Here is a 25,721-nt window from a genome sequence, read left to right on the forward strand (position 1 = left end):
GCGCGCCAGCGCAGAGATTAGTCGCGGCCCGTCAAACGCCCCAGCCAACCCGGCTTAGCTTCCTCTTCCGACGCGTCGCCTTCTGGTTCAGGATCATCGAAATGGGCTTGCAGATTGGCAAAGAACTGATCGGCCATCTTTTTGGCAAACCCATCGATCAGACGGCTGCCCAGCTGCGCCAGCTTGCCCCCCACTTTCGCCTCGACCTCATATGTCAAAGCAGTTCCGCCCGCGTCGTTGGCCGCCAGCGTCACTTGGGCGCTGCCTTTGGCAAAGCCCGCCGCACCGCCTTTGCCCTCGCCTGCGATAGTCAAGCGCTCAGGCTCGACCATATCGGACATGGTGACTGTACCCTTGAAGGTCGCCTTCACCGGGCCGACCTTTTGCACAACGGTGGCCTGATAACCGTCTGTCGGATTGCCGGTGATCTCTTGCGCGCCACCGATGCAGGCTTTCAGCACTTCGGGGTCCAGCAAGGCACTGTAAACAGCGGCAGTCGGAGCTTGAATCTCACGCGTGTCGTTAAGCTGCATCTGGCAATCCTCTCTTACAATACTACGACCGACCTAGCCCTGAAACGACGACGCAAGCAACCCATTTGCAACGGCCCGGCGCATTCTCCGCTTGCATTTGATATCCCATGACGAAACCCTGTCGCGCAGGAGGACACCATGCTGGCAGGTTTGCGTATCATCGAATTCGAAGGGCTCGGCCCCGCCCCGTTCGCCGCCATGACGCTGGCAGATATGGGGGCTGATGTGATCACCATTCACCGCAAAGGTGGTGCAATCACCCCCGGCATGCCCGAATGCTCCCTCTTGGATCGTGGCAAACGGTCCATCGCGCTGGACCTCAAGGATCAGGAGGACTTGAACACCGCAAAACACCTGATCGCCACCGCTGACGCGCTGATCGAAGGTTTCCGCCCCGGCGTGATGGAGAAGCTTGGGCTCGGCCCTGAACCTTGCCATCACCTCAACCCAGCACTGGTCTATGGCCGGATGACAGGCTGGGGGCAAGACGGGCCCCTGTCCAAGACCGCAGGCCACGATCTGAACTATATCGCCCTGTCAGGGGCGCTTTGGTACGCATCCCAGCCAGATCAACCACCCCAGACGCCCGCCACGCTGGTTGGCGATATCGGAGGCGGAGCCATGTATCTGGTGGCCGGTTTGTTGGCCGGTTTGATCAACGCAAAAAACGCCGGCATCGGTACAGTGGTCGATGCCGCAATCTATGACGGCTCGGCCCATATGATGAACCTGCTGATGAGCTTGCGGCAAACTGGAAACATCTCGGACACACGTGGCCAAAGCTTGCTGGACGGCCCCCACTGGAGCCGCGTCTACACATGCGCTGACGGCGGGCACATTTCGGTACAATGCCTGGAGCCCAAATTCTACGCCTGCTTTCTCGAACAACTCGGCCTCTCTGAAGACGCTGAGTTTGCGAAACAATACGACCGCCGCGCCTGGCCCCGCCTAACAGAACGCCTCACAGACCTCTTCGCCACAAAACCCCGCGACCATTGGGCAGACCTGTTTCAAGGCAGCGACGCGTGCGTAGCCCCCGTCTTGTCACCTGAAGAAGCGCTGGTCCATCCGATGAACACCGCGCGCCAAACATGGATCGACCCCGACGGCACGAGACAGGCCGCCGCCGCTCCGCGGTTCTCGACCCATCATTGGCACCCCAAACCAAGTCCCAAACGCGGAGAGCATACGCAGGACGTTCTGAACGACCTCCCGCCCGCTTCATCTGGCTAAAAATATCCCGGGGGTGAATTGGCTGCAGGCCAAGAGGGGGCTGGCCCCCTCACCCGCTTATCGCCCGCGCACCGTATCAATCATCAACTGAACATTCTCAGGATCCGCATCCGGCGTTATCCCGTGCCCCAGATTGAAAATATGCGGGCCCTTCGAAAACGCCTCGACAATCCGGCGCGTCTCGTCCACCAGCGCCGGCCCACCTGTCACCATATGGGACGAGGCAAGGTTTCCCTGTACGCAGCCATCGACCTGCACATGCTCAGCCGCCCAATCTGGCGAAACAGAATTGTCCAGTGCCACGCAATCCACACCGGTGGCCTTGGCGAAACCTACATAGCCATCGCCTGCTTCGCGTGGGAAGCCGATCACAGGAATGCCCGGGTGGCGCGCTTTGATCGCCTGCGTGATTTCACGACAGGGCTCAACCGCGTATTTCTGAAACGCCTCACCTTTCAGCGATCCGGCCCAGCTGTCGAAGATCTTCACCACCTCAGCGCCTGCTTCGATTTGAGCAGACAGATACTCGATCGTCGCCGCTGTGATCCGATCCAGCAGGGCCTCGAACAATGCCGTGTTTTCCTCACGCAACGCATGGGCAGGGCCCTGATCCGGCGTTCCGCGCCCTGCAATCATATAGGTGGCCACAGTCCACGGCGCGCCCGCGAATCCGATCAGAGTCGTCTCGGACGGCAATTCCCGCGACAAGATACGAACCGTCTCATAAACCGGCGAAAGGGTTTCATGAATGTCCTCGACTGGCTTCAGCGCATCAAAATCCGTTTGCTGCGTGATCGTGGACAGACGCGGACCTTCGCCGGTGACGAACCACAGGTCAGCACCCAGGGCCTGCGGAACCAGCAGAATATCGGCAAACAGAATCGCTGCATCAAACCCATACCGGCGGATTGGCTGCAAGGTGACTTCTGCCGCCAGTTCCGGATTATAGCAGAGTGACAGGAAATCACCGGCCTGCGCGCGGGTGGCGCGATACTCGGGCAGATAGCGCCCCGCCTGGCGCATCATCCAAATCGGCGGAACGTCCTGAACTTCTCCCGCCAGTGCTCGTAGCAGTTTCTTTGTCTCGGCCATACCTGCCCCCAATCTTTTGGTCTGCCGCCACGCGTCGGGCCTCAGTGGCAATTTGTCAAGCTCTGCCCCCATTGTCAGGGCAATGTGACGCGACTAAAGCTGTGGCCATGACTTTGACATTGCCAACCCCCGCATCGCCACTGAAAATCGGCACCCGTGGATCGCCTCTCGCGCTGGCGCAAGCCTATGAAACGCGCGCGCGCCTGGGAAAAGCTTTTGATCTGCCTGAAGAGGCTTTCGAGATCGTGGTGATCAAAACCACAGGCGATAACCGCGCCATGATTGATGCGGACCGCCCGCTGAAAGAGATCGGCAACAAGGGCCTCTTCACCAAGGAAATCGAAGAAGCGATGTTGAAGCGTGAAATCGATATCGCAGTTCATTCGACCAAAGACATGCCGGTGGAACAACCCGAAGGGCTGGTGTTGGATACTTTCCTGCCGCGCGAAGATGTGCGCGATGCCTTTATCTCACCGAGCCTAAGTTCAATCCACGATCTGCCGCAAGGCGCTGTGGTCGGCACCTCATCGTTGCGACGCCGGGCACAGTTGCTGAACCGACGCCCCGATCTGAAGGTGGTCGAGTTCCGCGGTAATGTGCAGACCCGGTTGAAGAAACTGGCCGATGGCGTTGCGGATTGCACATTTCTGGCGATGGCCGGATTGCGTCGGTTGCAAATGTCCGAGGTCCCGGCCACCGCGATTGCGCCTGAGGACATGCTACCTGCTATTGCGCAAGGCACCATCGGGATCGAACGGCGCAGCGACGACAGTCGCGCCGGTCAGATGTTGGAAGCCATCCACGATATCGAAACCAGTCAGCGCCTCGCGGCAGAGCGCAGCCTTCTTGCGGGGCTGGATGGGTCCTGCGAAACTCCGATTGCCGGGTTGGCGGAAGTCCGGGACGGCCAGTTGCACCTGCGCGGCGAAGTGCTGCGCCCCGATGGGTCCGAATCGATCAGCGAAGAGGCCACAAGCCCCGTCGAAAACGGGCACGAACTGGGCCGCGCCATGGCCGAATCCTTGTTGAAACAGGTTGGCCCCGGGTTCTTCGACTGGCGTTAATTTAAGAATTTCTCGTTAATGTGAACTGCTTCACTGTCGCTCGCGCAATGGTGGTGCAGTATGAGTTCATTCCGATGAGGATAGAAGGTCAGTCTCGAATATATCGAAAGTTTTAGCCCGTATTGTTTTAGATAGTATTCGAGGGGGCGAGATTGGTCTTTCTTTCCGATTGAAGCGGGGCGCGGTTGATATCCAACTGCGTCCCGTTTTCATTTTTGTTCGGCGAGCTGCCCCGCAGCGCTGTGGTGACTGAACACTACCAGTTCAGCCTGCGGCTCGGCCCGGAAATCCACCGTGCGACCAAGCAAAGACCGATAGAAGCCTACAAGGCCGGGTTCAACACTTGGTGCCAAAGCGGCGCAACCGTCACACAGATCTGCGATAGCAAGCTGAGGCGCACGCTCGCGTATGGCAGTCAATAATCGATCATGAGCACGCGTCAGAGCTACAAACTCTTCAGTCTCGGCCAGCGCCTTATCACCAACCAGAACAAAAACCGGTTCGGGTTCGCTTTTGCCCTTCAGGTCGACATACCCTGCTTCCAACAGCGCCAGATCGGATCGCGCTACCTGCTGTACGCTCTGGGACACAAGGATATCGTAATCCACGTGGCGGCAATTCTGTTCGATTCTGGCCGCAACATTCACTACATCGCCTATCACCGTATAGTTGAAACGGCTGCGCGATCCGATATTGCCAACACATGCCGATCCCGTTGCGCATCCCGTAGCCAAAGCGATTTCCGGACGGCCTCGCATGATGGGTGAGGCATTAAACCCCCGCAATGCCGCGCGCATTTTCAGTGCCGCCCAGGCGGCGCGACAAGGGTGATCTTCGACCGGTAGAGGCGCATTCCAAAACGCCATCACCGCGTCACCTATGAATTTGTCGATTGTGCCGCGTTCATCCAGAATCTGGTCGCCGATTTTCGAGAACAACTCGTTCAGCAAAGCCACGAGATCGGTGGCCGAAACCGACTCGGACAGAGGGGTAAATCCGCGGATGTCCGAGAACATCACGGTGATCTCCTGCGATTCACCACCCAGCTGCAATTGATGACCGTTGGCCTCCATTTCATCCAGAATCTCTGGCGCCACATAGTGCGAGAATGTCTGTCTGATCACGCGCTTCTCGCGCTCGGTCGAGGCGAACAAGTATCCCGCCAGCAATCCGAAATTCGCCATCCCCCCGGCCAGCGGGAATGTGGCGTCAAACAGAACGGATTGGTTGTAGAACGCCAGCCAACTGATCGCGATCACTACCGCCGCCGCGACGCCGCCGGCTATGAATGAGGCTACCGCACCGAAACTGGACATTACTCCGATGACGATGAGGCCCAGCAGAATAAAGGATAACAGCTCAAGGGCAGAGGTAACATCCGATCTGCTGAGCATCTCACCTGCCAGTATCTGTTCAAGTATCTGCGCATGGATCGACACGCCCGGCACCGATTCACCCAACGGGGTTTGGTGCATATCAAACAGACCCGCGGCGGATGTGCCTACCAGAATAATGCGGCCCTCGATTTCCGAACGCAGCGCGGGGTCATCCGGGTTCTGCATGATTGCGTCGGCTGACAGGTACAAATCTGGCTGATCTCGCCTGTACCTGACCCAAACCTCGCCATTTTCGGTTGTTGGCAATCGAAATTCCCCGATCTCGATCGCAAGGACGATCCCCTCCTCGTCCGAAGAACCCTCGACCAGAATATAGGGCGCATCCAGAGCAATCCTCAGAGCTTCGATGCCCAAACCCGGCAACGCTCCATCCGGTCCGCCCCACAGTGCCGGAACCCGCCGCACGACCCCCATTCCGCCGATGGGTGAGACATTGACGCCACCGATTCCGGCCGCACTGCGGTCCAGCGGCGGGGCAATTGGCGTCCAGTAAGGCACCGAGACCAAGCCCGCCGTCGGGTTTTCACCGATCTCGACGATACCGGCTTTCGCGCGTACTTTGCTTCCTTCCTGAGACGTTCGTGCGGCGGTGCCCATCACGACCGGCCAGTGAGCGACCTCCAACCCGAACAAGACATCATAATCAAGCTTTTGCGCATGACTCTCGATGGTCAAAACCCCATCAAGCGCCGGATCATTGAGCAAACGCGCAGGCGAATATCTATCGGGCTCGACAAACAACATATCAAAGGCAATTGCCGCCGCGCCGTTTTCCCCGAGGTTCTGGACCATCTGCGCCAATAAGGTGCGTGGCCAAGGCCATTGCCCCCAGCTTGCCAGCGATTGCTCGTCTATATCCAGAACCCGAACCGGCAGTTCGGGGTTGTATTCCCTCGGTGTAATGCGCTGAAGAATGTCGAAGTAGATCAAGCGCGACATGCGCACGGGATAGGGGTCCAGAACTCTTATGAAGCAACCCAACAGGATCAGTGCCAGGCCTACCAGCCTAAATCCCAATCGTCGCCCAATTCTGTCTTTAATCTTACCCGCCACGGTCGCCTCCCTGGCGCAGGGGGAAAAGAACTCAAATCTTGATCTAGCCTACCATCCCGCAGTCGCGGTCACGTCACCTGCAGTGGCCGTGGCTTGCGCGCCTGATCCGGCAGCGCTGCCTCCGGAAGGATCAGCCGAGACATTCAAACCGCCCCCCGAGCTCACACCTGCGCCGGACGAAGTGCCCGAGCCTACGCTCGACCGCGCCCCGGGATTGTCTCCGCTTTGACGAGCCGGAGCTTCTGTGCGCGACTGTACCTCTCTGCGGGTTGCCTCTTCACGGGGCGCCGCAGGGTTCCGGTCCGGTCGCAACGGTTCAACTTGTGGTACGCTCGCCGTTCGGTCAGAACAGCCTTCGGCACGGAACTGAAAGGATGGCAACAAGTTCTGCTGAGATCTGACAAACGGAAAACCGCCTTTTAGCGCCTTGTCGTATTGCGCCTGATCGGCAGGTCGTCCGACCTGTCCGCCTGAATTGGTCGCGAACATACTGCATTGCCGACTTGCCGACCGACACGATCCACGCCGCCCGCACATCTGCACGGTCCCCTCGAGTACCAACATCGCACTCTGCTGTTGTGAAGTGATCCACATATCGAAAGTAGTGCCGCGCACCGCCATCGTGGCCGACGGCGTTTTGATCGAATAGGCCCGCTTGCGGCTTTTGCCCGAGATGAACCGGAAACTGCCCCCAAGCGCCTGAACCGTAAAATTCTTGGCCTTACGATTCCCCCGCAGCATGGAGACATCTAAAATCATCTGCGCATTCGGACCCACCGCAATCTTGGTCTCATCGACAAACAACAGCTGAACAACGCCCGTCCGGTTGGTCGAGATCGTGTCCCCCGACACTAAATCCATACCCTCACGCAGGCGAATTTTCTTGCCGGAGCGAGTTATCTCGGCACCGGGCTTTACACTCAGAACTTTTCCGATTGACGCAATCACCGGCGCCGGTATCGCAAGTAGGACTATGAAAACAAATAACAACTTCAACCAAGCCAAACCCAAGTCCCCTTCCCCCAAAAGGTACCCATCGGGGATTACACTCACCCCGCGCCCGATATCTGTCACCTCAGTACGCTAAACCAAAATTGTCTTGCGATGCATTAAATCTAAGCAAATATGCGCTAAAGACGTGGAATTTGGCAAGCTTTCACTTCACGACCCACCTTTCGGACACCTTCAGACTGGGCCTTTCTGTCGATGCAGCGGACATGTTCTGATGGATTTGCCCCTTGATCTTCAGAAAATTACGCCAGGCATGGAAAATCGCCTTGTATCCGGTTAACTGCCAAGGATATACCGGCCAACGGAGACGTGGCCGAGTGGTCGAAGGCGCTCCCCTGCTAAGGGAGTAGGCGGGAAACCGTCTCGAGGGTTCGAATCCCTTCGTCTCCGCCACTAAACTGCTCATATCAGGGGCATTCTTCTGAAAAAACGCATTATTTTCAAGCGCGCAAGGTTTCTTTAACCAGCGCCTGCCAGTGTTTCCCGCATGAAATCCCGCATGGATGCGGAATTTGAAGGAGTACACTGCTATCGGCGTCACATTGGATCGAGGCCGCTATTATTTCGTAATGAATGTCCCAAGACATCTGTTTGGCAAAGTACTGGGCAAGAGTGGGCAGCCCGTAAAGCAGATCAGGCAAGCACTCCGAACAGCGGATTTGCGAGAGAAATCACATTCGCAGCTTTTAGTTGCGTGAGGTTGTTAAGCAAACTCTTAGCGCATGACTAGTATCGGCTCGCGGTGGAGCCGAGGTCAATTGATACAGCTTGAGACTGTTGGAGTTTGATGCCGAAGTAGGGGCAACTTGAGAGCTCCCGGATACCTTAACGTCAAGAAAGTAAACAAATACTCGAAGACGGAAAGGTACAAGACAATGAAGCCTGAAGACCAGATATGCGGCCGCAGTCCACGATTGCCGCCGCTCGCTGCATGAGCAAAATGGGGGCCGCTCGGACTCACAATCTGCGCAAAAAAGCAGACCCCCATTCATTGGTGGAAAATTTCTACAATTCTAACGGTTAACAAAGTGCACACTCGAAAAACTGCGTCGCCAGTCCTTCACTTCGGCGGCAATAGCTTCACCCTTCAATCCCCGCGCAATCAGAGAAGCTAGTCTGTCGGCGTGATCAGACGTCATGCCCCATCTCACCAACTCGGGTGTGCCCAGACGCAAGCCATTCATGTCACCTGCAACTTCCGGTGCAGGCAGGCCAATGCCACAAGCCAGGAACCCGGCGTTGCGCAAGGTCTTGGATGCAGTTTGTCCACCGCCAAACCGTTCTGCCAGAACAGCGAACTGGTGAGACGCGGTAAAGCCCTCGCGCCCTGCGAACACGGGAACGCCTTGGGCATCGAGGCTTTGCGCCAACGTTCGGGACATAGCGATCATCTCGGCGGCGTAGTTCTGCCCATAGTCGCGCCAGTCCAGCATCGTTACGGCAAGAGCAGCCGACTTCGCCGCATCGAAATTTGCTGTCATGCCCGGGAAGGCAATGGCGTCCAGGGCCTTTGCAATCTCAGCATCATTTGTAACGATTAGACCACCCGCAGGGCCACCTAGGCTCTTATACGTGCTCATGGTCATAAAGTGCGCCCCTTCGGCCAACGGATTGCGCCAGGCTTTGCCCGCGATGACCCCGCATTGATGCGCGGCGTCAAACATAACCTTGGCGCCGACTTCATCTGCAATAGCGCGCACTTCTTTTACCGGGTGCTCAAAAAGATTGAGGCTGCCACCAACAGTAATCAGCTTGGGACGCTCCTTTTGCGCAAGCGTGCGCAGCGCGTCGAGGTCGACAGTATAGCCATCAGCATCTGTTGGTGCATCCACTGTACGCAAACCAAACAACCCGGCGCATCCCGCGATGTGATGTGTGACGTGCCCGCCGATCGATGCAGGCGGAGCAATGATCGTATCACCCGCTTTGCAGGTGGCCATGAAGCCATAGAGATTGGCAATCGCACCAGATGGCACACGGATTTCAGCGAACTTCGCATCGAAGACTTCCGCGCAAAGCTCTGCCGCGATGACCTCGATCTCTTCGATGGCTTCCAGACCCATTTCGTACTTGTCGCCGGGATACCCAAGCGAGGGCCGAGACCCAATGCCCGAAGACAGCAGCGCTTCGGCTCGTGGGTTCATCACATTGGTCGCGGGATTGAGGTTAAAGCACTCTTGCTCGTGGATCTCCCGGTTTCGGTCCGCCAAATGCTCGATACGCTCCAGCAGTTCCCGGGAAGAGGTGCGTGACGTGTCGGTCGCGATCTTCTGGACAAGGGCTTCACAGTCCGCAGGGACCCAGTTTCTCGTTTCTATGGTCATCGCAATTCCCTCCTTTGCTTTGTCCAGATTGGACAGATCGCATGACAAAGCAAACCAGTTTTGCTATTTCTCGGCTTAGAAAAACTAAGGCTGGTATTAGTGGCTGTTGCACCCCGTCGCCCCAAGGGCCCACCTCTCAATGCATTGCGTGCCTTCGAGGCAGCCGCAAGGCTGGAAAGCTTCGTTTCCGCCGCCGAGGAATTGGGCGTTACAGCTGGCGCAGTCTCTCAGCACATCAAGGCCTTGGAGGCTTGGGCCGGAACTGCGCTTTTCGAACGAAATGCCCATGGCATCTCGTTGTCATCCTCAGGGAGGACGCTGACGAAAGAGTTCACGGAGGCCTTCGATCTTCTAGCGGCGGCAACACAAAGCCTGCGCAATCTGGCGCCTAACCCGGATTTCCACATAGCCGCCCTGCCCTCGATAGCGCAGCTGTGGTTACCAGCGCGACTGGGCAAACTGCGCGAAAAACGCCCCGACCTGCGCGTCTCAGTGACTGCGATGGAGAAACCCCCAAGCCTGTCGCGAGAGCTAATTGATCTTTCCGTGTTCTTTTCTGATCCGAGTGGAACCCAGGATCAGATCGTGCTGGCGAAAGACAGAATTCTCCCTGTTTGCTCACCGAATCTGTCAGCCGGGCTAGATCTCGTGTCTGCACAGCTGTTGCACGATCAGACGTGGCATGAAGACTGGTCAAATTGGTCAGAGGCGACAGGTGTTTCAGTTGGTGAGCCGACGAGGGGACCGCGATATTCGCTCTACGCCCTTGCCCTAGAAGAAGCGAAGTCTGGCGCGGGCGTGCTCATGGGGCATGGTTGCCTGGTTGAGCAGGCGCTTCGATCCGGGCACCTTATGAAAGTTTCACAGGAAAGCATCGAAACTGGCCAGGTGCTGGCTCTGGAACTTCCGCATAAATCGAGACGACATCCCGCGATCGATGAAGTCGTTAACTTGCTTCAAGAAGAAGAACCGCAGCCCGACTGATGAGATATTTGGTGATAGCATGTGTGTGTACTTTGGTCTTGAAGCCGGTATGGAATGCTGGCTCAGCATCTTCGACATTTTGTTACAAGCTTGAACGTTAGTGCAGAGCAAAACTGAATAACCAAGCACTGAACCTGGGAAGATCGGGCCTCTCGGTTCTGAGCAACCCGTAAGCTACAAGTCATTGATTTCATAAGCGCCGCCTTGACGGGCACATTTTCAGTTGCAATGGTTAAGATATGGGCGCTTTGAGAACAATTTTCCTTTCAATGTCATGCTTCTTAATGTCTGCTGGACTACTTTATGCCGAAAGTGACATGGTCAAATCGTTTGCAAGCTGCGCGGGCCGCTTTTCAGCCGAAATGGAACATGCGTGGCTGTTGAACGATGCTAAAGCTCAGGACTATGAACTGCGCCGTGGCGGATTTGTGTCTTTGCTGGAAGCGACGGCCACAGCGGACAATACCGAATTGGTCTTAAGCCACAGGGTAAATTCCAAGCATGCACATGCGCGTCTATTGCAAACTGCGACCTTTGGTTCAGATGCGGCAAAGGCAAGCGCAGCACGCCGAACTGCCAAGCAATATTTGGATCAGTGCAACCTGTTGATCCTGGGCGGCGCTTAAAAGACGCTTCGCTGCAGCGCCGCATTATTAGGCTGAGCATGCTGCATCGCCGCAAATTTAGGCAGTCCTCTGAATCAATCCAAGAACTCAGGCCATGAGACTCTGACGCCCGGGTAAATCTGCCTTAGCACTGTGGTGCGCCGCAAGACGGCTTGGAAAATGTGCGAAGGTGCCCGGCCTAGGAACCTGAAGACGCCCTCGCACACCGCAAATATGCGTAGGGGGGTATATGGGACGTTTCAGCGGCCCGAACAACCCTGCTGCGCATCGCATAAAAGGAAATGCTGATGCACACCAAACTTCTCACCACAACCGCCGCAGTTCTGTTGGCCAGTTCATTGCCTGCACTGGCCGATTGCCCAATCAAGGTCGGCGTATTGCATTCGTTGTCCGGCACCATGGCCATTTCGGAAACCACGCTGAAAGACACAATGGAAATGCTGGTCGAACAACAAAACGAAGCCGGTGGTCTTCTGGGGTGCGAACTTGAGGCTGTAGTTGTTGACCCGGCCTCTGACTGGCCGCTGTTTGCTGAAAAGGCGCGCGAACTGCTGACGGTCCATGAAGTTGATGTTGTTTTTGGCAACTGGACGTCGGTATCTCGTAAATCAGTCCTGCCGGTGATCGAAGAACTGAACGGTCTGCTGTTCTACCCGGTTCAGTATGAAGGTGAAGAAAGCTCGAAAAACGTATTCTACACCGGTGCCGCACCGAACCAGCAGGCGATCCCTGCCACCGATTACTTCCTAGACGAACTGGAAGTTGAAAAATTCGCTCTGTTGGGGACTGACTACGTTTACCCACGGACCACGAACAACATCCTCGAAAGCTATCTGAAGCAGAAGGGCATCGCGGAAGAAGATATCTTCGTCAACTACACGCCATTCGGTCATTCGGATTGGTCCAAGATCGTAGCCGATGTGGTTGCGCTTGGCGCGGACGGCAAGAAAGTTGGCGTAATCTCGACCATCAACGGCGACGCAAACGTTGGTTTCTATAAAGAACTGGCCGCCGCTGGCATCTCGGCTGACGATATTCCGGTTGTTGCCTTCTCGGTCGGCGAAGAAGAGCTGGCCGGCCTCGATACGACAAACCTCGTCGGTCATCTGGCGGCTTGGAACTACTTCCAATCAGCCGAAAGCGATGCGAACGACGCATGGGTCGAAGCGTGGAAAGCCCGCATGGGTGAAGAGCGTGTGACCAACGACCCGATGGAGGCCCACTATATTGGCTTCAACATGTGGGTGAACGCGGCGACGGCTGCTGAAACCACCGATGTCGACGCCGTTCGGACCGCTATGTACGGTCAGGAATTCCCGAACCTGACAGGCGGTACAGCAGTGATGCTGCCGAACCACCACTTGGCCAAGCCGGTGTTGATCGGCGAAATCCAGGAAGACGGTCAGTTCGACATCATCAGCCAGACCGAAGAAGTTCCGGGCGACGCCTGGACCGACTATCTGCCTGAATCCGCCGTTCTCGTGTCGGATTGGAAAGAGCTAGGTTGCGGTATGTACAACACCGAAACCGAGAGCTGCGTGCAGATCAAGTCCAACTACTAAGGACTTCACCTGAATTCCTCGGGGCGCGTCTTGTGCCCCGAGGCTCAATACAAAGGTCTTCCTAAATGACGCTTCCGTTCAGGCGGGCAGTGCTTGCCCTGCTGGTCCTTGTGGTCCCTACTCTTTTGCAAGCGCAATCCGCAGACGCCCCGGTGCAGCAGGTATTGCAGTCCTACGCGGAGGTGATCCAGAAATCCTCTCGCAAGACAATTGGCCCGGCGATTGACGCGTTGGCGCAAAGTGGACTGCCCGAAGCGCAGACCGTCTTGGAGCGTTGGCAAGCGAAGGGCATGTGGTTCAACAAGGAAACCGGTCTGTTTGTCTTTGCTTCAAAGGCTGATGGCGGGTTGCAGATCTTCGACGTCTCTGACGGGGCGGAGATCGGGGTTGTTGACAAGAAGGGCTATAAACAACTCAAGCCAAATTCCGGCATTCGAGGTTTGATCGCCTCTGCTCTGGTGCAGTTTCAACTGAACGACCCCAATCCCAAGACCCGCGACGTTGCTTTGACAGCGATCGAGCGAGACGCCGAGGCGTCGCACCTGTCCGCACTGCGCGGTTCAATCGAGGCTGAACAAGACGCCGATCTCAAAGCGCGCAAAGACCGGCTGGAGCGTTTGCTGACGATCCGTTTTGACGAGGATGAGGCCGCAAGACTAGCTGCCATCGAAAGCTTCGCTGGCGACCTGAGCGTCGATGTCCGGGCAACGCTCAATCCTTTGGTTTCATCCGAAATCAAGGTCGCGGATGACGTTCCGGATGGGGCGGTTGGCATTGAGGTCGGATCAGACGCGCTGTCGCAGGAACAGGCCTATAGCCTGCTTGTCGCAAATGGCTTGGCACCGGAACCGGTAGATTCAGGAACCATGAAGCAAACCCTTATCGCCAACATAAACGGCGATACCGTCGCCGGTGTGCAAGTGGCGAGCCTGGACGAGGACGCCGCACGAAAGGCCGCCTATCAGGTGCTGGCCCAACAGGGTCTTGCGGCCCCGCTGGTGACACAAGATGACATTGCCGAAGCCGTTCAAAATCATAAGTTCTTTCGGGTTTACGTCTCGGCCCCTCTGCCGATCGCACTTGCTGCGCAGGCAGCGCTGGACAACATCGAAACACAGGTCGCTTTGAATCAGACGGCTGATCTGGTGCTGGATGCACTGTCTCTGGCATCGATCTACTTCCTTGCGGCGATCGGTCTTGCGATCACCTTCGGCGTCATGGGGGTGATCAACATGGCCCATGGCGAATTCATCATGATGGGCGCTTACACCGGCTACGCGGTACAGCTGTTCATTCCAGACCTGACGCTTTCGATCCTTGTCGCAATTCCCTGCGCCTTTCTCGTGACCTTCGGGGCCGGAGTTCTGCTGGAGCGATTGGTCATTCGTTGGCTGTATCATCGCCCGCTGGAAACTCTGCTTGCAACCTTTGGCGTCTCGATTGCGCTTCAACAATTGGCCAAGAACATCTTCGGCACGCAAGCGCGTCCTCTGACCGCACCGGAATGGCTGGACGGGTCGATGGTGCTGAACGACATCGTGTCGATCAGCTACATCCGCATCGCGATATTCGTACTAGCGTTGCTGTTTCTGGCACTATTCCTGATCGTCATGAATCGGACCCGGCTGGGGCTGGAGGTGCGCGCCGTGACACAGAACCCTCGCATGGCGTCCTCGATGGGCATCAACCCGGACCGGATCAACATGCTGACATTCGGCCTGGGTTCGGGCATCGCGGGCATCGCTGGCGTGGCCATCGGGCTTTACGCCAAAGTTACATCCGAGATGGGCTCTGACTACATCGTGCAAAGCTTTATGACGGTCGTTGTCGGCGGAGTCGGCAACATCTGGGGCACGCTGCTGGGCGCGACGATGGTTGGAACGCTGCAAAAGGGGATCGAATGGTTTAACCCGTCCAACACGCTGGCGGCACAGACCTATATGATCCTGTTCATCATCCTGTTCATTCAATTCCGACCACGAGGCATCATCGCGCTCAAAGGTCGGGCGGCGGAAGCGTGATATGGTTGACGTGACATCCACAACCGAGCCGATGCGCAAGCCACTGGTGCTGCGCTATCCCTCTGTCGCCATCTTTCTGATCATCCTGTCCCTGTTTACGGCAATTATCACCGTCCTGGGCGAAGGGTTTGGCATCGGGCTGATTTCCACCAGCTTTATCAAGACGTTGGGTAAGACGCTCTGCCTGTGTCTTGCCGCGTTGGCGATGGATCTGGTGTGGGGCTATACGGGTATCCTGTCGCTGGGGCACATGGCCTTCTTTGGCATCGGCGGATACGCCATCGGCATGTGGCTGATGTATGCCCGCACCGAGATTATCGTGGTCGATAGCCTCGCAGCTTCTGCCTTGCCACCAACGGCACAGGAAATCTCGGATGGCATCGCCACTCAGATTTTCGGCGTTGTCGGTGCTTCCGAGTTTCCCCCGATCTGGGCCATCGCGCATTCACTGCCACTACAACTGGCTGCCGTCGTGCTGGTTCCCGGTCTGCTGGCACTTGTCTTTGGGTGGCTGGCGTTCCGCAGCCGCGTGACCGGGGTTTACTTGTCGATCCTGACGCAGGCGATGACGCTGGCGCTGTCCCTGTACCTGTTCCAGAACGACAGCGGGCTGCGCGGGAACAACGGTTTGTCGGGGCTGCAAAACCTGCCGGGCCTGGACTCGGTGCCGCAGTCAACGGTTTCGATCCTGTTCTTCTGGGCGTCCGCCTTTGCACTTGGCCTTGGCTACCTTGTCTGCGCATGGGTGGTGTCCGGCAAATTCGGATCGGTCATTCGCGCCATACGTGACGATGAAAGCCGTGTCCGGTTCCTCGGCTACTCGGTCGAGGCCTATAAGCTGTTTATCTTCACTTTCACCGCCGTGATCTGCGGCATTTCCGGGGCCCTCTATTACCCCCAAGCCGGCATCATCAACCCGGCTGAAATCGCCCCCATCGCCTCAATCTACCTCGCCGTTTGGGTGGCAATCGGTGGACGCGGAAGGCTGTACGGAGCCATCATCGGCGCGGCCTTCGTCTCGCTGCTGTCCACTTGGTTTACAGGCGGGCAAGCCCCGGACATCTCACTCGGGTTTTATACGATCCAGTGGGTCGACTGGTGGACCATTCTGCTTGGGTTCTCGTTTGTCGCGGTCACGCTGTTCGCGCCCCGCGGTGTAGGGGGACTGATCGACAAGCTTACAGAACGCCGTGCGCCTGACCGACACGGTGCCGATCTGGGGCCGGACCTTGGATCGCTGCGCGAAAAGGAGGCGAATGAATGAGCACGCTTCTCGAAGTCTCTGGTGTTTCCGTGGCCTTTGACGGTTTCAAGGCCATCAACAACCTGACGTTCCAAATCGGCCCCGCCGAAATGCGCGCTGTCATCGGCCCGAACGGGGCGGGAAAGACGACGTTCATGGACATCATCACCGGCAAGACCAAGCCTGATGACGGTCACGTTCTTTGGGGTGAAAAGTCGGTCTCGCTGCTGTCGATGAGCGAAAGCCAGATCGCCCAGGCTGGTGTGGGGCGAAAGTTCCAGCGTCCGACTGTGTTCGAAGATCAAAGCGTTCGCGAAAACCTGATGCTTGCCCTGAAAAACAAGCGCGGGCCGTTGGCTGTCCTGCGGTTCCGGGCGCGCCAGGAAGATCATGAGAAAGTCGCCGCTTTGGCCGAGGAAATCGGGCTGCGACAAGCCCTGGACCGCAAGGCAGGTGAGCTCAGCCACGGGCAGAAGCAATGGCTCGAGATCGGTATGCTGCTGGCTCAAGATCCACAGTTGCTGCTGGTGGATGAGCCTGCGGCCGGGATGACCCCGGCAGAGCGACAGCACACAACCGACATTCTTGTCGAAGCGGCCAAAACTCGAGCCGTCGTCGTTGTCGAACACGACATGGAATTCGTCCGTCGCCTCAATTGCAAGGTAACTGTGCTGCATGAGGGGTCGGTTCTCGCCGAAGGGTCATTGGACCACGTCACCCAGAACGAAGAAGTAATTGAGGTTTATCTTGGCCGCTGACCTTCTGAAAATCTCCGATTTATCTTTGCATTATGGCGGCAGCCAGATCTTGAACGGCGTTGACGTTACCGCGCGCCAGGGGCAGGTGACCTGCGTGATGGGAACCAACGGCGTCGGCAAAACGAGCCTGTTGAAGGCCATATCTGGCACGCATCCCCGCAGTGGAGGTAACTACCTGCTGAACGGTGAAGAGATCGATAACGCCACATCCTATGAGCTCGCCAGAAAAGGCGTGGCTTATGTTCCGCAAGGGCGCGAGATTTTCCCGTTCTTGACGGTTCTTGAGAACCTCGAAACCGGCTATGCCTGCCTGTCTCGCAGAGATCACACGATCCCCGACTATATCTTCGACCTCTTTCCGATCCTCAGAGAGTTTCTTTCGCGGCGTGGCGGTGACTTGTCTGGTGGCCAACAACAACAGCTTGCAATCGCGCGCGCGCTGATCACAAAACCAAAGCTTCTTCTGTTGGACGAACCAACGGAGGGTATCCAACCCAACATCATCAAGCAGATCGGAGAAGTCATTCGCCAGCTGCGGGATCGGGGCGACATGGCAATTGTCTTAGTCGAACAGTTTTTTGAGTTCGCTTATTCGTTAGGCGATGAGTTCTTGGTTCTGGAGCGTGGAACGCCGTATCTGCAAGGTTCGAAGAACCAAATTGGTAAGGAACAACTAAGATCAGCAGTTTCGGTTTGAAGTCACTGAAGCAATGACCCGACATTCTGCCAAGCCGGCAGCATCATACTCAGCAATTTGCGCTTAAGAATGGAAGCGAGTCATATGGTCGATCACATGAGACCGACTGTAGACACCGGCGCCCACATCATAGCGTCAAACGACTGTTACTCGGATGAAAGCCCTGTCGACGAAACAGGAACAGCTTTCAAATAGGCGGCAATTGCTAAACGGTCGTCATCTGTAAGCCGAGATGTGTTTTCGATAACTTCAACCATCTCACCACCAGCGCTGTCATAATCCGGTGTGAAGCCAGATTTCAGGTATTCAGCTATGTCAGCTTCGGACCAATCAAGCTGGTCTGGGGTTAACGCGGGGATGCGACCTTTCCCGCTTGGGTTTGGCGCACCCGTCAGCCAAAGATCTCGTTTCAAACCGCCCAAGCCATTTCGCGGCGTATGACATTCAGCGCAGTGCCCCAATGCCTCCACAAGATACCGGCCTTGTCTTTGTTGATCAGTCAGATCACCTTCAACCGCCCAACCTGGTGCCAGGTGTAATAGCTTCCATCCTCCCAACCCTCGTCTAACGCTGAAGGGGAAACCCACCTCATGCCCATCGCTTTCGGTCGCGACCGCTGGCAGTGTGCCGAGGAATGCATGGAGCGATACAACATCATCGGCGCTCATGTTGGCATAGGATGTATAAGGGAATGCTGGGTAATAGTGTTGACCTTCGGGTCCGGTCCCATGGATCAGGGCATTGGCTAAATCCAGCGCGGACCAGGAACCGATACCGGCAGATGGATCACTGGATATATTGGGGGCTATGAAAGTGCCGAAATCCGTCTCAAACCGACGACCGCCGGCGAGCGTAAGCTTTTTCTCTCCAACCGCGTCCGGCGCTGAGTGGCAGGATGCACATCCTGCTGCATAGAAAACGGCCTCACCTCTCGCGAGATCGGGAGTAATACCGTCCAGTTGAACCTGATCCAATCTTTGAGGTCGGGTCAGCACCAAACCGGCCAACCCGACCAAAACTACGGCACCAGCGACAAAGAGAACAAAACGCCGCACCATCAATGCCTAATCAGTCCTTTGGCGCTCTGTATGCCTTGTGACATGCCGAACAGCTTCCACCTAGATCCCCCATTGCCGCTTTCAGCGCTTCAACATCTTGTCCTGCCGCAGCCTGCATCGCAACAGCGGCGTCAGCCATGGCCTGCCCTTTGGCACCGACGTCCGGGAAGTTTTCCCAGATGGCGGGCAGAGCACGCGTGGAGGGGTCGGAAACATTGTCGGTTCCGGCGGGCCACATCGCGGATTGATCGAGCTGCGTCAGAACGACAAGGTTATTCGCGGCTCGTGTTGCGTCCTCCGCATCGTACTCCGTCTCTCCCTTGGCCATGCCGCCGAGAGTGCCAAGATTGAATGAATAAAGCTGCATGATTGAGGTCCGAGCCTTCACAGCCGGATTCTCACTTTCCTGGGCGATGGCCGTGCCAAGAGCGGCAACTGACAATAAACCTGCCGCGAAGATTGAGAACTTATTCATCATGATGTGTCTCCCTGTTCAATAAATCGAATATTAACTTGAACGAAATTACTTGTAATTGTTTGTTATTGGTCGCTACTTGTTAATTTATGAACAATGAGAATTGGGATGACATTCGATACGCACTTGCGGTGAGCAAATTCGGGTCGCTGAACGCGGCGGCGTCTGCCTTGGGGGTGACACATGCTACGGTCCTGCGCAGGGTTGCCGCATTCGAAGAGCGAAACGGCTGCCTCATTTTTCTAAGAAGCCCGTCGGGATACTCCGTTCTCCCTGAAGCCCGCGCGATCTTTTCGGCTATGGAAAGTGTTGAAGATGCCGTGCTTTCCATGGAGCGTGCGATTGTCGGCGCAAATCGTTCTCCTGTAGGCCATGTGCGAATTACGTCCACCGACAGTCTTTGTCAGATCGTTCTCCCGCAAATACTTAACGATATCTCACTCACCTACCCCGGCTTGAAACTGACTTTGTTGAGCGGAAACAATCACCACGATCTATCCCGTCTGACTGCGGACATAGCTGTACGCCCATCAATAAAGCTCGGGGAGGGGTTAATTGGTCAGCGGGCAGGAACACTGTCATTCGGGGTTTTTGACGACGGTTCCGACAAACGCAAATGGATGAGGCTTGATGGGGCGTTAAGCCGTTCACTCCCTGCCAAATGGCTGGCGCAGAATGTCAGCGCTGACGAAATGACCAACGGAGCAGACAGTTTCTTAGTGCTACAGCAAATGGCTGCCGCGGGAATCGGAAAAACATTTTTGCCAGCATTCTTTGGCAACGCGGACTCCCGGCTTCGGAGATCGCACGACGTAACCCCAGAAATTGAGGTTCCGCTCTGGGTCGCAACGCTGGACGAAATAGCAAACACTCCAAGGTTTGCAGTTGTTCAAAGAGCGTTGGTTGAACGTTTGTCCGATGTTCTTGTTGGATGACATTATTCTTTTGAATCAGCCGCGAGCACCTGGATTGTAATCCCAGAGGATGCACGGCATAGAACCTCTAATGACTTCATCAGAACTAACGAACTGTCAGCACAAATGCCGCTTTGGGCAATGGGGTGGCCCCTACGATAGCCGAACCATGTTCTCATTTGAGCGTAGTTTCTGAAACCTACCAAAATTCGCGCTAGTGGATTTACATGCAGGAGAACCGGTGCATCTTCTACTGCATTCAAGACATAGATTAGAGTACGGGTTCGGATCATTCGTTAAGAGACTTCTTGACCGAGTCTCGAACTCACATCCGGTATGACCCCGGTGTCCGGTTTGTCCATTTTCGGAAAGCCCTGTGGAAGTTCGCCGGAGCCGAGAAGCCAGTGTCAAACGCGATTTGATCTATACTGTCCGTGCTTTGCTGAAGTGCCCGTATCGCAATGTCGCGGCGTAGGGCGTCTTTTATGTCCTGAAAGGACGTTCCTTCGTTTTTTAAGCGTCTGTTCAACGTCCGAGGCGTTATTTTTAGAGCGCGGGCCGCATCCGGAAGCTGGCAAGCCTGCCATGTCGCTCCGTAAAGAAAGGCTCGAACGCGCAGGCTGTAAGTATGGGCGCGCGAGCCGGTAAAGATCCAATCCAGCGGCGCACGCTGGAGAAATACGGATGCCTCGGCGGGACTGCGGGTGATCGGGCGGGTGAATTGGCGTGAGTCGAAGCGAATACTGGTTTGTGGGGCGTCGAACTCGACGGGGCATGGAAAGACGACCGAATAGTCCGCGGCAAACTCCGGACGGGCGAAGGCAAAGCAAACCGTTTGCACCGGCGTTTCTGATCCGCTGAGCCAGGATAGCAGCCCATGCGCAAGTTTCAGAATCAGCATGTGGCCGAACCGTTGCGGCTGGGTTTCAACCAAGTAAGGCACCAAAGTCAGCGCCACCTCGTCTGATTTGCTGTGTAGGTCAAAATAGAAGTCATCCAGGAGCAGGTTCCAGAACGTCGAGAACCGATAGAGAGCCGAGGTCAGGCTGCCTGCGCCGCGCTGCACCGTCACAAGATGCTGCAATGCTCGGGGCCGGATCGGGCGGCTCCAGAGCCCCATCATTTCGTCCCCGGTCTCGGGCGCGGCAAGCTGATAAAGCCGGGCGATCTCATTCAGCGTGACACGTTGAGTTGGTGCCATTGGGCGGGCTTGAAGGCCTGAGCGTTCCAGCAGAGAAGCCATCTCTTCCGGGGTGCAACGAGACCCAAGTGCATCCAGCCAATCCTGAATAAATGCAGCTGATACGGTCGTTAGAGAGATAGGGTCCTGGCTGGTCATAGAGATCTCTGTTTGGCGTGATCGGATAGCATTTTGGCAAAATATGAGCTTATCGGCAATCTCTTCAGCAGATAGATGACGCGAAACCATAGTTGCCGCCAGGGAGCCTAGGATGTCCTATCAGCCGCCCGTCCAGGATTTGATGTTTTGTATCGAACACCTGTCTCATTGGGAGCAGGTGTCATCGTTGGCGGCGTATTCAGACTACGACCTGTCTGATATTGCTGCCGTGCTGGAAGGCTATGCCCGGTTCTGCGGTGAACAGATTGCGCCATTGTCGCATATCGGCGACACGCTGGGTGCCCGGTTCGACAACGGGCGCGTGACGATGCCTGAAGGTGACGCGCATGCCTATGCTCAGTTCGTCGAAATGGGCTGGCAGGCACTGACTCACCCGGTGGATTATGGCGGCATGGGACTGCCGCGAACTGTTGGCGCGGCGGCGGTAGAGATGCTGAATGCCGCCGACATGAGCTTTGGCCTTTGCCCGTTGCTGACCGATGGGGCCATTGAGGCGCTACTGCTGACTGGCTCGGACGAACAGAAAGCCACATATCTTGAGCCGCTGATCGCAGGACGCTGGTCCGGCACGATGAACCTGACGGAACCACAAGCGGGCAGCGATCTTGGCCGCGTGGCGACCAAAGCGGTGCAACGCGCGGATGGCAGCTATGGCATATCTGGCACCAAGATTTTCATTACATATGGCGCTCATGATCTGACCGAGAACATCATCCATTTGGTGTTGGCGCGTATTCCTGATGCACCCGCCGGGCCAAAAGGGCTGAGCCTGTTCATCGTGCCGCAGAAGCTTGTGGAAGCGGATGGCGCGGTAGGGGCCGAGAACACGGTCAACTGCGTGAGCATTGAACACAAGCTAGGTGTCCGCGCCAGCCCGACGGCGATGCTGGAATATAAGGACGCCACGGGGTTCCTGATCGGCGAGGAAAATCGCGGGTTGGAATACATGTTCATCATGATGAACGCGGCGCGGTTTTCCGTTGGGGTGCAAGGCATTGCGACCGCTGATCGTGCCTATCAGCGCGCGCTGACCTATGCGCGCGAACGGGTACAAAGCCGTCCGGTGAACGGTCAGGTCAAGGACGCTGTCCCAATCATCGAGCACCCGGATGTGCGTCGCATGCTCATGCGGATGCGCAGCCTGACCGAAGGTGGGCGGGCTATGGCGGCGGCAACCGCGGGCTTGTTGGACCTTGCACATCATCAGAGTGATCCCCAGTTGACCGCTCTGGCCGAATTCATGGTTCCGCTGGTTAAGGGTTTCTGCTCGGAACGCGCGGTCGAGGTCGCTTCGCTGGGTGTGCAAATTCATGGCGGCATGGGCTTTATCGAGGAAACCGGTGCCGCGCAGCACTATCGGGATGCTCGCATTCTACCCATTTACGAGGGCACTACCGCAATTCAGGCGAATGACCTTCTGGGGCGCAAGGTGATGCGCGACGGTGGTGAAACCGCCCGTCTTTTCGCTGCCCGAATTGCAGAGTCCGAGGCGAAACTGGCGTATGGAGATGCCACTGCACAAGCTATCGGGGCAAGCCTGACGCAAGCGCGAGGCGCGTTCGAGATCGCCTTGGATTGGTTGTTGGAAAGCAGCCGAAAGGATGTCGACGCGGCCTTTGCCGGCTCTGTCCCCTTCCTGATGTTGGCAGGTACGCTCGCGGCCGGATGGAAGCTGGCGAAGGGGGCATTGGCTGCTCAAGCCGCGCTGGACACCGGACAGGATGCGCAGTTCATGAACCAGAAAATCGCTACTGCCCTCTTCTTTGCCCAGCACGTCTTGCCCGAGTGCACTACCGAACACACCCGCATCATGTACGGCTCGCGAAGCCTGCTTGATGCGGCCTTCCCCGAATAATTCCTTGAAGGGACCTGACCCATGAATGATGTCGTGAACCCCGACACTTACGAAAACCTCGCGATTTCAGAGCGTGAGAACGGCCTGTTTGTCGTGACATTGAACCGCCCTTCAAAGCGCAACGCGCTGGATGTGGCCACCATCGAGGAACTGATACGCTTTTTCAGCGGTGCCCGCATAGCCGGTGTTAGAGCTGTGGTTTTGGCCGGTGAAGGCAACCATTTCTGCGCAGGCCTTGATCTGGTCGAACATTGGAAAGCCGACCGTAGCCCGGATGACTTCATGCATGTTTGTCTGCGCTGGCATGAGGCTTTCAACAAGATGGAATATGGCGGTGTGCCGATCATCGCCGCCCTAAAAGGAGCGGTTGTTGGCGGAGGACTGGAACTTGCCAGCGCGGCACATATCCGGGTGATCGACCCGGGCACCTATTTTGCCCTGCCCGAAGGACAGCGCGGGATTTTCACCGGTGGTGGAGCGACAATCCGTGTTTCAGACATGATCGGTAAGTACCGCATGATCGACATGATCCTGACAGGCCGCGTCTATCAGGGGCAAGAGGCCGTCGATCTGGGATTGGCGCAATACATCACTGAAGATGGCGGTAGCATGGCCAAGGCGATGGAGTTGGCAGAACAAATTGCGCAGAACCTGCCGCTGACCAACTTTGCCATCTGCTCTGCGATCAGCCACTTGAACAATATGTCCGGCATGGATGCAGCCTATGCAGAGGCCGTGGTTGGCGGAGTGGTCAATACCCAACCTGCGGCTCGTGCGCGTCTGGAAGCCTTTGCAAACAAAACCGCCGCCCGAGTGCGGCCTAACAGCTAAATCAGGCGGAACCGGGATGCGTCACCATTTCGAGGCTCTTCAGAAGACGCGGGCCAACCATGTGCCCTTATCGCCGATATCCTTTCTGCGCCGCGCCGAAAACCTGCACGGCGCGCGCAAAGCGGTGATCTATGGTGACACTCAGCGAACATGGGCCGAAACTGCAACCCGTATTCGTGCTGTGGCCGGTGGGCTCGTCGAACTTGGCGTGCAGAAGGGCGATACCGTTTCAGTGCTGAGCCCAAATATCCCGGAACTCTTCGAGTTGCACTTTGCACTGCCGCTGACGGGCGGGGTCCTCAACACGCTGAACACGCGGCTGGAACCGGAAACCATCGCCTACATTCTGGATCACGCGGACACGAAACTGGTAATCGTGGATCAGGAGCTTGTACCGCTTCTGTCCAAAGCCTTTGATCTTCTCGGTCGATCTTTGCCAGTGGTCGAGATCGCCGATCCTGCGGTTACGGGTGAGAGCCTTGGTGGTCAAACCTATGACGCGTTGACCGAAGCCACACCGCTACCAATAGAACTGCCCGATGATGAATGGGATGCCATTGCGTTAAACTATACGTCCGGTACGTCCGGTCGCCCGAAAGGCGTTGTTTATCACCATCGCGGGGCCTATCTGATGGCGCTCGGCACAGGGACGGCTTGGCAGATGCCGCCTTACCCGGTCTATCTGTCAGTGGTGCCGATGTTCCACTGCAACGGTTGGGGGCACCCGTGGTTGATGACCATGCTGGGCGCAACGGTCATTTTCACCCGAGTTCCAGCGGCAGACCGTATTCTGGACGCGATCCGCACTCATGGCGTGACCCATTTCGGCGCAGCGCCGATCGTGTTGCAAATGCTAGCCGAAGCCGAGAGCGGCACGCCCTCCTTCGATCCTGCGATCCGCGTTTTGACGGCAGGCGCACCGCCGCCGCCTTCGGTTCTCGAAAAGACCCGCGCAATGGGTTTTGACGTCATGCAGGTCTACGGCCTGACGGAGACCTATGGGCATATCTCACAATGCCTCTGGCAGGAGGAGTGGGATGATCTCAGTTCCGCTGAGCAAGCCGAGTTGCAAGCGCAGCAAGGCATCGCCTTTCCGATGGTCGAAGAGGTTACGGTGATCGACCGTAGCAACGGCACACCCGTAGCGCGTGACGGCAATACACAGGGCGAAATCGCCATTCGGGGTAACACGGTGATGGCGGGGTATTACAAGGACGCCGAGGCCACGTCGAAAGCTTTTGAGGATGGTTGGTTCTGGTCCGGCGACGGCGCTGTCTTACATGAAAACGGCTACATCCAGATACGTGACCGCCTGAAAGACGTAATCATCTCCGGCGGAGAAAACATCTCTTCGGTCGAGGTCGAAGCAGTACTCTACCACCATGACGCCGTACAGGCCGCTGCCGTGGTTGCGATGCCGCATAAAAAATGGGGCGAAGTACCATGCGCCTTTGTCGAATTGCGCGACGGTGCCGAAACAACATCTGACGAGATCATAGCCTTCTGCCGCGACCATCTGGCTGGGTTCAAGGCCCCCAAAGCCGTCGTCTTCGAAACTCTTCCCAAAACCTCCACTGGCAAAATCCAGAAGTTCCAGCTTCGGGATCGCGCCAAAGCAATGGACCCTTGA

21 protein-coding genes and 1 tRNA gene are annotated in these 25,721 nt (G+C 56.7%); 14 read left to right on the forward strand and 8 right to left on the reverse strand.

The annotated features are described in order from the left end of the window. Positions 1-17: 17 nt before the first annotated feature. Positions 18-533, reverse strand: a complete 516-nt coding sequence (locus tag ACR3EM_RS12465) for an SRPBCC family protein (protein WP_480471005.1) — start codon at positions 531-533, stop codon at positions 18-20. Positions 534-671: 138 nt separating this feature from the next. Here ACR3EM_RS12465 and ACR3EM_RS12470 point away from each other — a divergent pair, with 138 nt between their 5' ends. After that, positions 672-1,766: a CaiB/BaiF CoA transferase family protein gene (locus ACR3EM_RS12470; protein ID WP_480471006.1), complete on the forward strand. Its 1,095-nt coding sequence runs from the start codon at positions 672-674 to the stop codon at positions 1,764-1,766. A 57-nt stretch (positions 1,767-1,823) separates the two neighbouring features. Here ACR3EM_RS12470 and hemE read toward each other — a convergent pair whose 3' ends face one another. Then, complete coding sequence (hemE, locus tag ACR3EM_RS12475) at positions 1,824-2,858, reverse strand: uroporphyrinogen decarboxylase (RefSeq protein ID WP_480471007.1); 1,035 nt, start codon at positions 2,856-2,858, stop codon at positions 1,824-1,826. Positions 2,859-2,965: 107 nt separating this feature from the next. On the opposite strand from hemE, the gene hemC reads away from it, so the two are divergent. Further along, complete coding sequence (hemC, locus tag ACR3EM_RS12480) at positions 2,966-3,922, forward strand: hydroxymethylbilane synthase (protein WP_480471008.1); 957 nt, start codon at positions 2,966-2,968, stop codon at positions 3,920-3,922. A gap of 209 nt (positions 3,923-4,131) precedes the next feature. On the opposite strand, the gene ACR3EM_RS12485 is transcribed toward hemC, so the two are convergent. Beyond that, positions 4,132-6,372, reverse strand: a complete 2,241-nt coding sequence (locus ACR3EM_RS12485) for a CHASE2 domain-containing protein (protein WP_480471009.1) — start codon at positions 6,370-6,372, stop codon at positions 4,132-4,134. Positions 6,373-6,420: 48 nt separating this feature from the next. Beyond that, positions 6,421-7,320: a FecR family protein gene (locus ACR3EM_RS12490; protein ID WP_480471010.1), complete on the reverse strand. Its 900-nt coding sequence runs from the start codon at positions 7,318-7,320 to the stop codon at positions 6,421-6,423. 366 nt (positions 7,321-7,686) lie between these two features. Between ACR3EM_RS12490 and ACR3EM_RS12495 the strand changes: the two genes are divergently transcribed. Beyond that, positions 7,687-7,776: transfer RNA gene (locus ACR3EM_RS12495), tRNA-Ser, on the forward strand. Positions 7,777-8,396: 620 nt separating this feature from the next. On the opposite strand, the gene ACR3EM_RS12500 is transcribed toward ACR3EM_RS12495, so the two are convergent. Further along, positions 8,397-9,707 (reverse strand): aminotransferase class I/II-fold pyridoxal phosphate-dependent enzyme, encoded by a 1,311-nt coding sequence (locus tag ACR3EM_RS12500; RefSeq protein WP_480471011.1) that lies wholly within the window; start codon positions 9,705-9,707, stop codon positions 8,397-8,399. Positions 9,708-9,851: 144 nt separating this feature from the next. Here ACR3EM_RS12500 and ACR3EM_RS12505 point away from each other — a divergent pair, with 144 nt between their 5' ends. The 7 genes from ACR3EM_RS12505 to urtE all read left to right on the forward strand — a co-directional run bounded on the left by ACR3EM_RS12505 (position 9,852) and on the right by urtE (position 17,598). Continuing rightward, positions 9,852-10,691 (forward strand): LysR family transcriptional regulator, encoded by an 840-nt coding sequence (locus ACR3EM_RS12505; RefSeq protein ID WP_480471012.1) that lies wholly within the window; start codon positions 9,852-9,854, stop codon positions 10,689-10,691. A 239-nt stretch (positions 10,692-10,930) separates the two neighbouring features. Then, positions 10,931-11,317 carry a hypothetical protein gene (locus ACR3EM_RS12510; protein WP_480471013.1) on the forward strand — a complete coding sequence of 129 codons (387 nt, stop codon included), beginning with the start codon at positions 10,931-10,933 and terminating at the stop codon, positions 11,315-11,317. Between the two features lie 287 nt (positions 11,318-11,604). Continuing rightward, on the forward strand, positions 11,605-12,879 hold the full coding sequence (gene urtA / locus ACR3EM_RS12515; protein WP_480471014.1) for an urea ABC transporter substrate-binding protein: 1,275 nt from the start codon (positions 11,605-11,607) through the stop codon (positions 12,877-12,879). Between the two features lie 65 nt (positions 12,880-12,944). Next, positions 12,945-14,900: an urea ABC transporter permease subunit UrtB gene (gene urtB / locus ACR3EM_RS12520; protein ID WP_480471015.1), complete on the forward strand. Its 1,956-nt coding sequence runs from the start codon at positions 12,945-12,947 to the stop codon at positions 14,898-14,900. Position 14,901: 1 nt separating this feature from the next. Continuing rightward, positions 14,902-16,164 (forward strand): urea ABC transporter permease subunit UrtC, encoded by a 1,263-nt coding sequence (gene urtC, locus ACR3EM_RS12525; RefSeq protein WP_480471016.1) that lies wholly within the window; start codon positions 14,902-14,904, stop codon positions 16,162-16,164. Beyond that, positions 16,161-16,901, forward strand: coding sequence for an urea ABC transporter ATP-binding protein UrtD (urtD, locus tag ACR3EM_RS12530; RefSeq protein ID WP_480471017.1), 741 nt, complete (start codon positions 16,161-16,163; stop codon positions 16,899-16,901). The genes urtC and urtD overlap by 4 nt, the downstream gene beginning before the upstream one ends. Beyond that, entirely contained in the window at positions 16,891-17,598 is a 708-nt protein-coding gene (gene urtE, locus ACR3EM_RS12535; protein WP_480471018.1) for an urea ABC transporter ATP-binding subunit UrtE, read from the forward strand. Before urtD ends, urtE begins: the two co-directional genes overlap by 11 nt. A gap of 146 nt (positions 17,599-17,744) precedes the next feature. On the opposite strand, the gene ACR3EM_RS12540 is transcribed toward urtE, so the two are convergent. Continuing rightward, positions 17,745-18,653, reverse strand: coding sequence for a c-type cytochrome (locus tag ACR3EM_RS12540; protein WP_480471019.1), 909 nt, complete (start codon positions 18,651-18,653; stop codon positions 17,745-17,747). Positions 18,654-18,666: 13 nt separating this feature from the next. Further along, positions 18,667-19,134, reverse strand: a complete 468-nt coding sequence (locus ACR3EM_RS12545) for a c-type cytochrome (protein WP_480471020.1) — start codon at positions 19,132-19,134, stop codon at positions 18,667-18,669. An 86-nt stretch (positions 19,135-19,220) separates the two neighbouring features. Between ACR3EM_RS12545 and ACR3EM_RS12550 the strand changes: the two genes are divergently transcribed. Further along, positions 19,221-20,066: a LysR family transcriptional regulator gene (locus ACR3EM_RS12550; protein ID WP_480471021.1), complete on the forward strand. Its 846-nt coding sequence runs from the start codon at positions 19,221-19,223 to the stop codon at positions 20,064-20,066. Between the two features lie 304 nt (positions 20,067-20,370). Here the strand turns inward: ACR3EM_RS12550 and ACR3EM_RS12555 are convergent, their stop codons facing one another. Continuing rightward, positions 20,371-21,384, reverse strand: a complete 1,014-nt coding sequence (locus ACR3EM_RS12555; RefSeq protein WP_480471022.1) for an AraC family transcriptional regulator — start codon at positions 21,382-21,384, stop codon at positions 20,371-20,373. A 112-nt stretch (positions 21,385-21,496) separates the two neighbouring features. On the opposite strand from ACR3EM_RS12555, the gene ACR3EM_RS12560 reads away from it, so the two are divergent. Genes ACR3EM_RS12560 through ACR3EM_RS12570 form a run of 3 tightly spaced genes read left to right on the forward strand, consistent with a single transcriptional unit; the run spans position 21,497 to position 25,721 of the window. Further along, on the forward strand, positions 21,497-23,260 hold the full coding sequence (locus ACR3EM_RS12560; RefSeq protein WP_480471023.1) for an acyl-CoA dehydrogenase family protein: 1,764 nt from the start codon (positions 21,497-21,499) through the stop codon (positions 23,258-23,260). Positions 23,261-23,281: 21 nt separating this feature from the next. Next, positions 23,282-24,091 carry a methylthioacryloyl-CoA hydratase gene (dmdD, locus tag ACR3EM_RS12565; protein ID WP_480471024.1) on the forward strand — a complete coding sequence of 270 codons (810 nt, stop codon included), beginning with the start codon at positions 23,282-23,284 and terminating at the stop codon, positions 24,089-24,091. Between the two features lie 16 nt (positions 24,092-24,107). Further along, positions 24,108-25,721: an AMP-binding protein gene (locus ACR3EM_RS12570; protein ID WP_480471025.1), complete on the forward strand. Its 1,614-nt coding sequence runs from the start codon at positions 24,108-24,110 to the stop codon at positions 25,719-25,721.

The sequence above is a fragment of the Ruegeria sp. AH3 genome, from assembly GCF_056536265.1.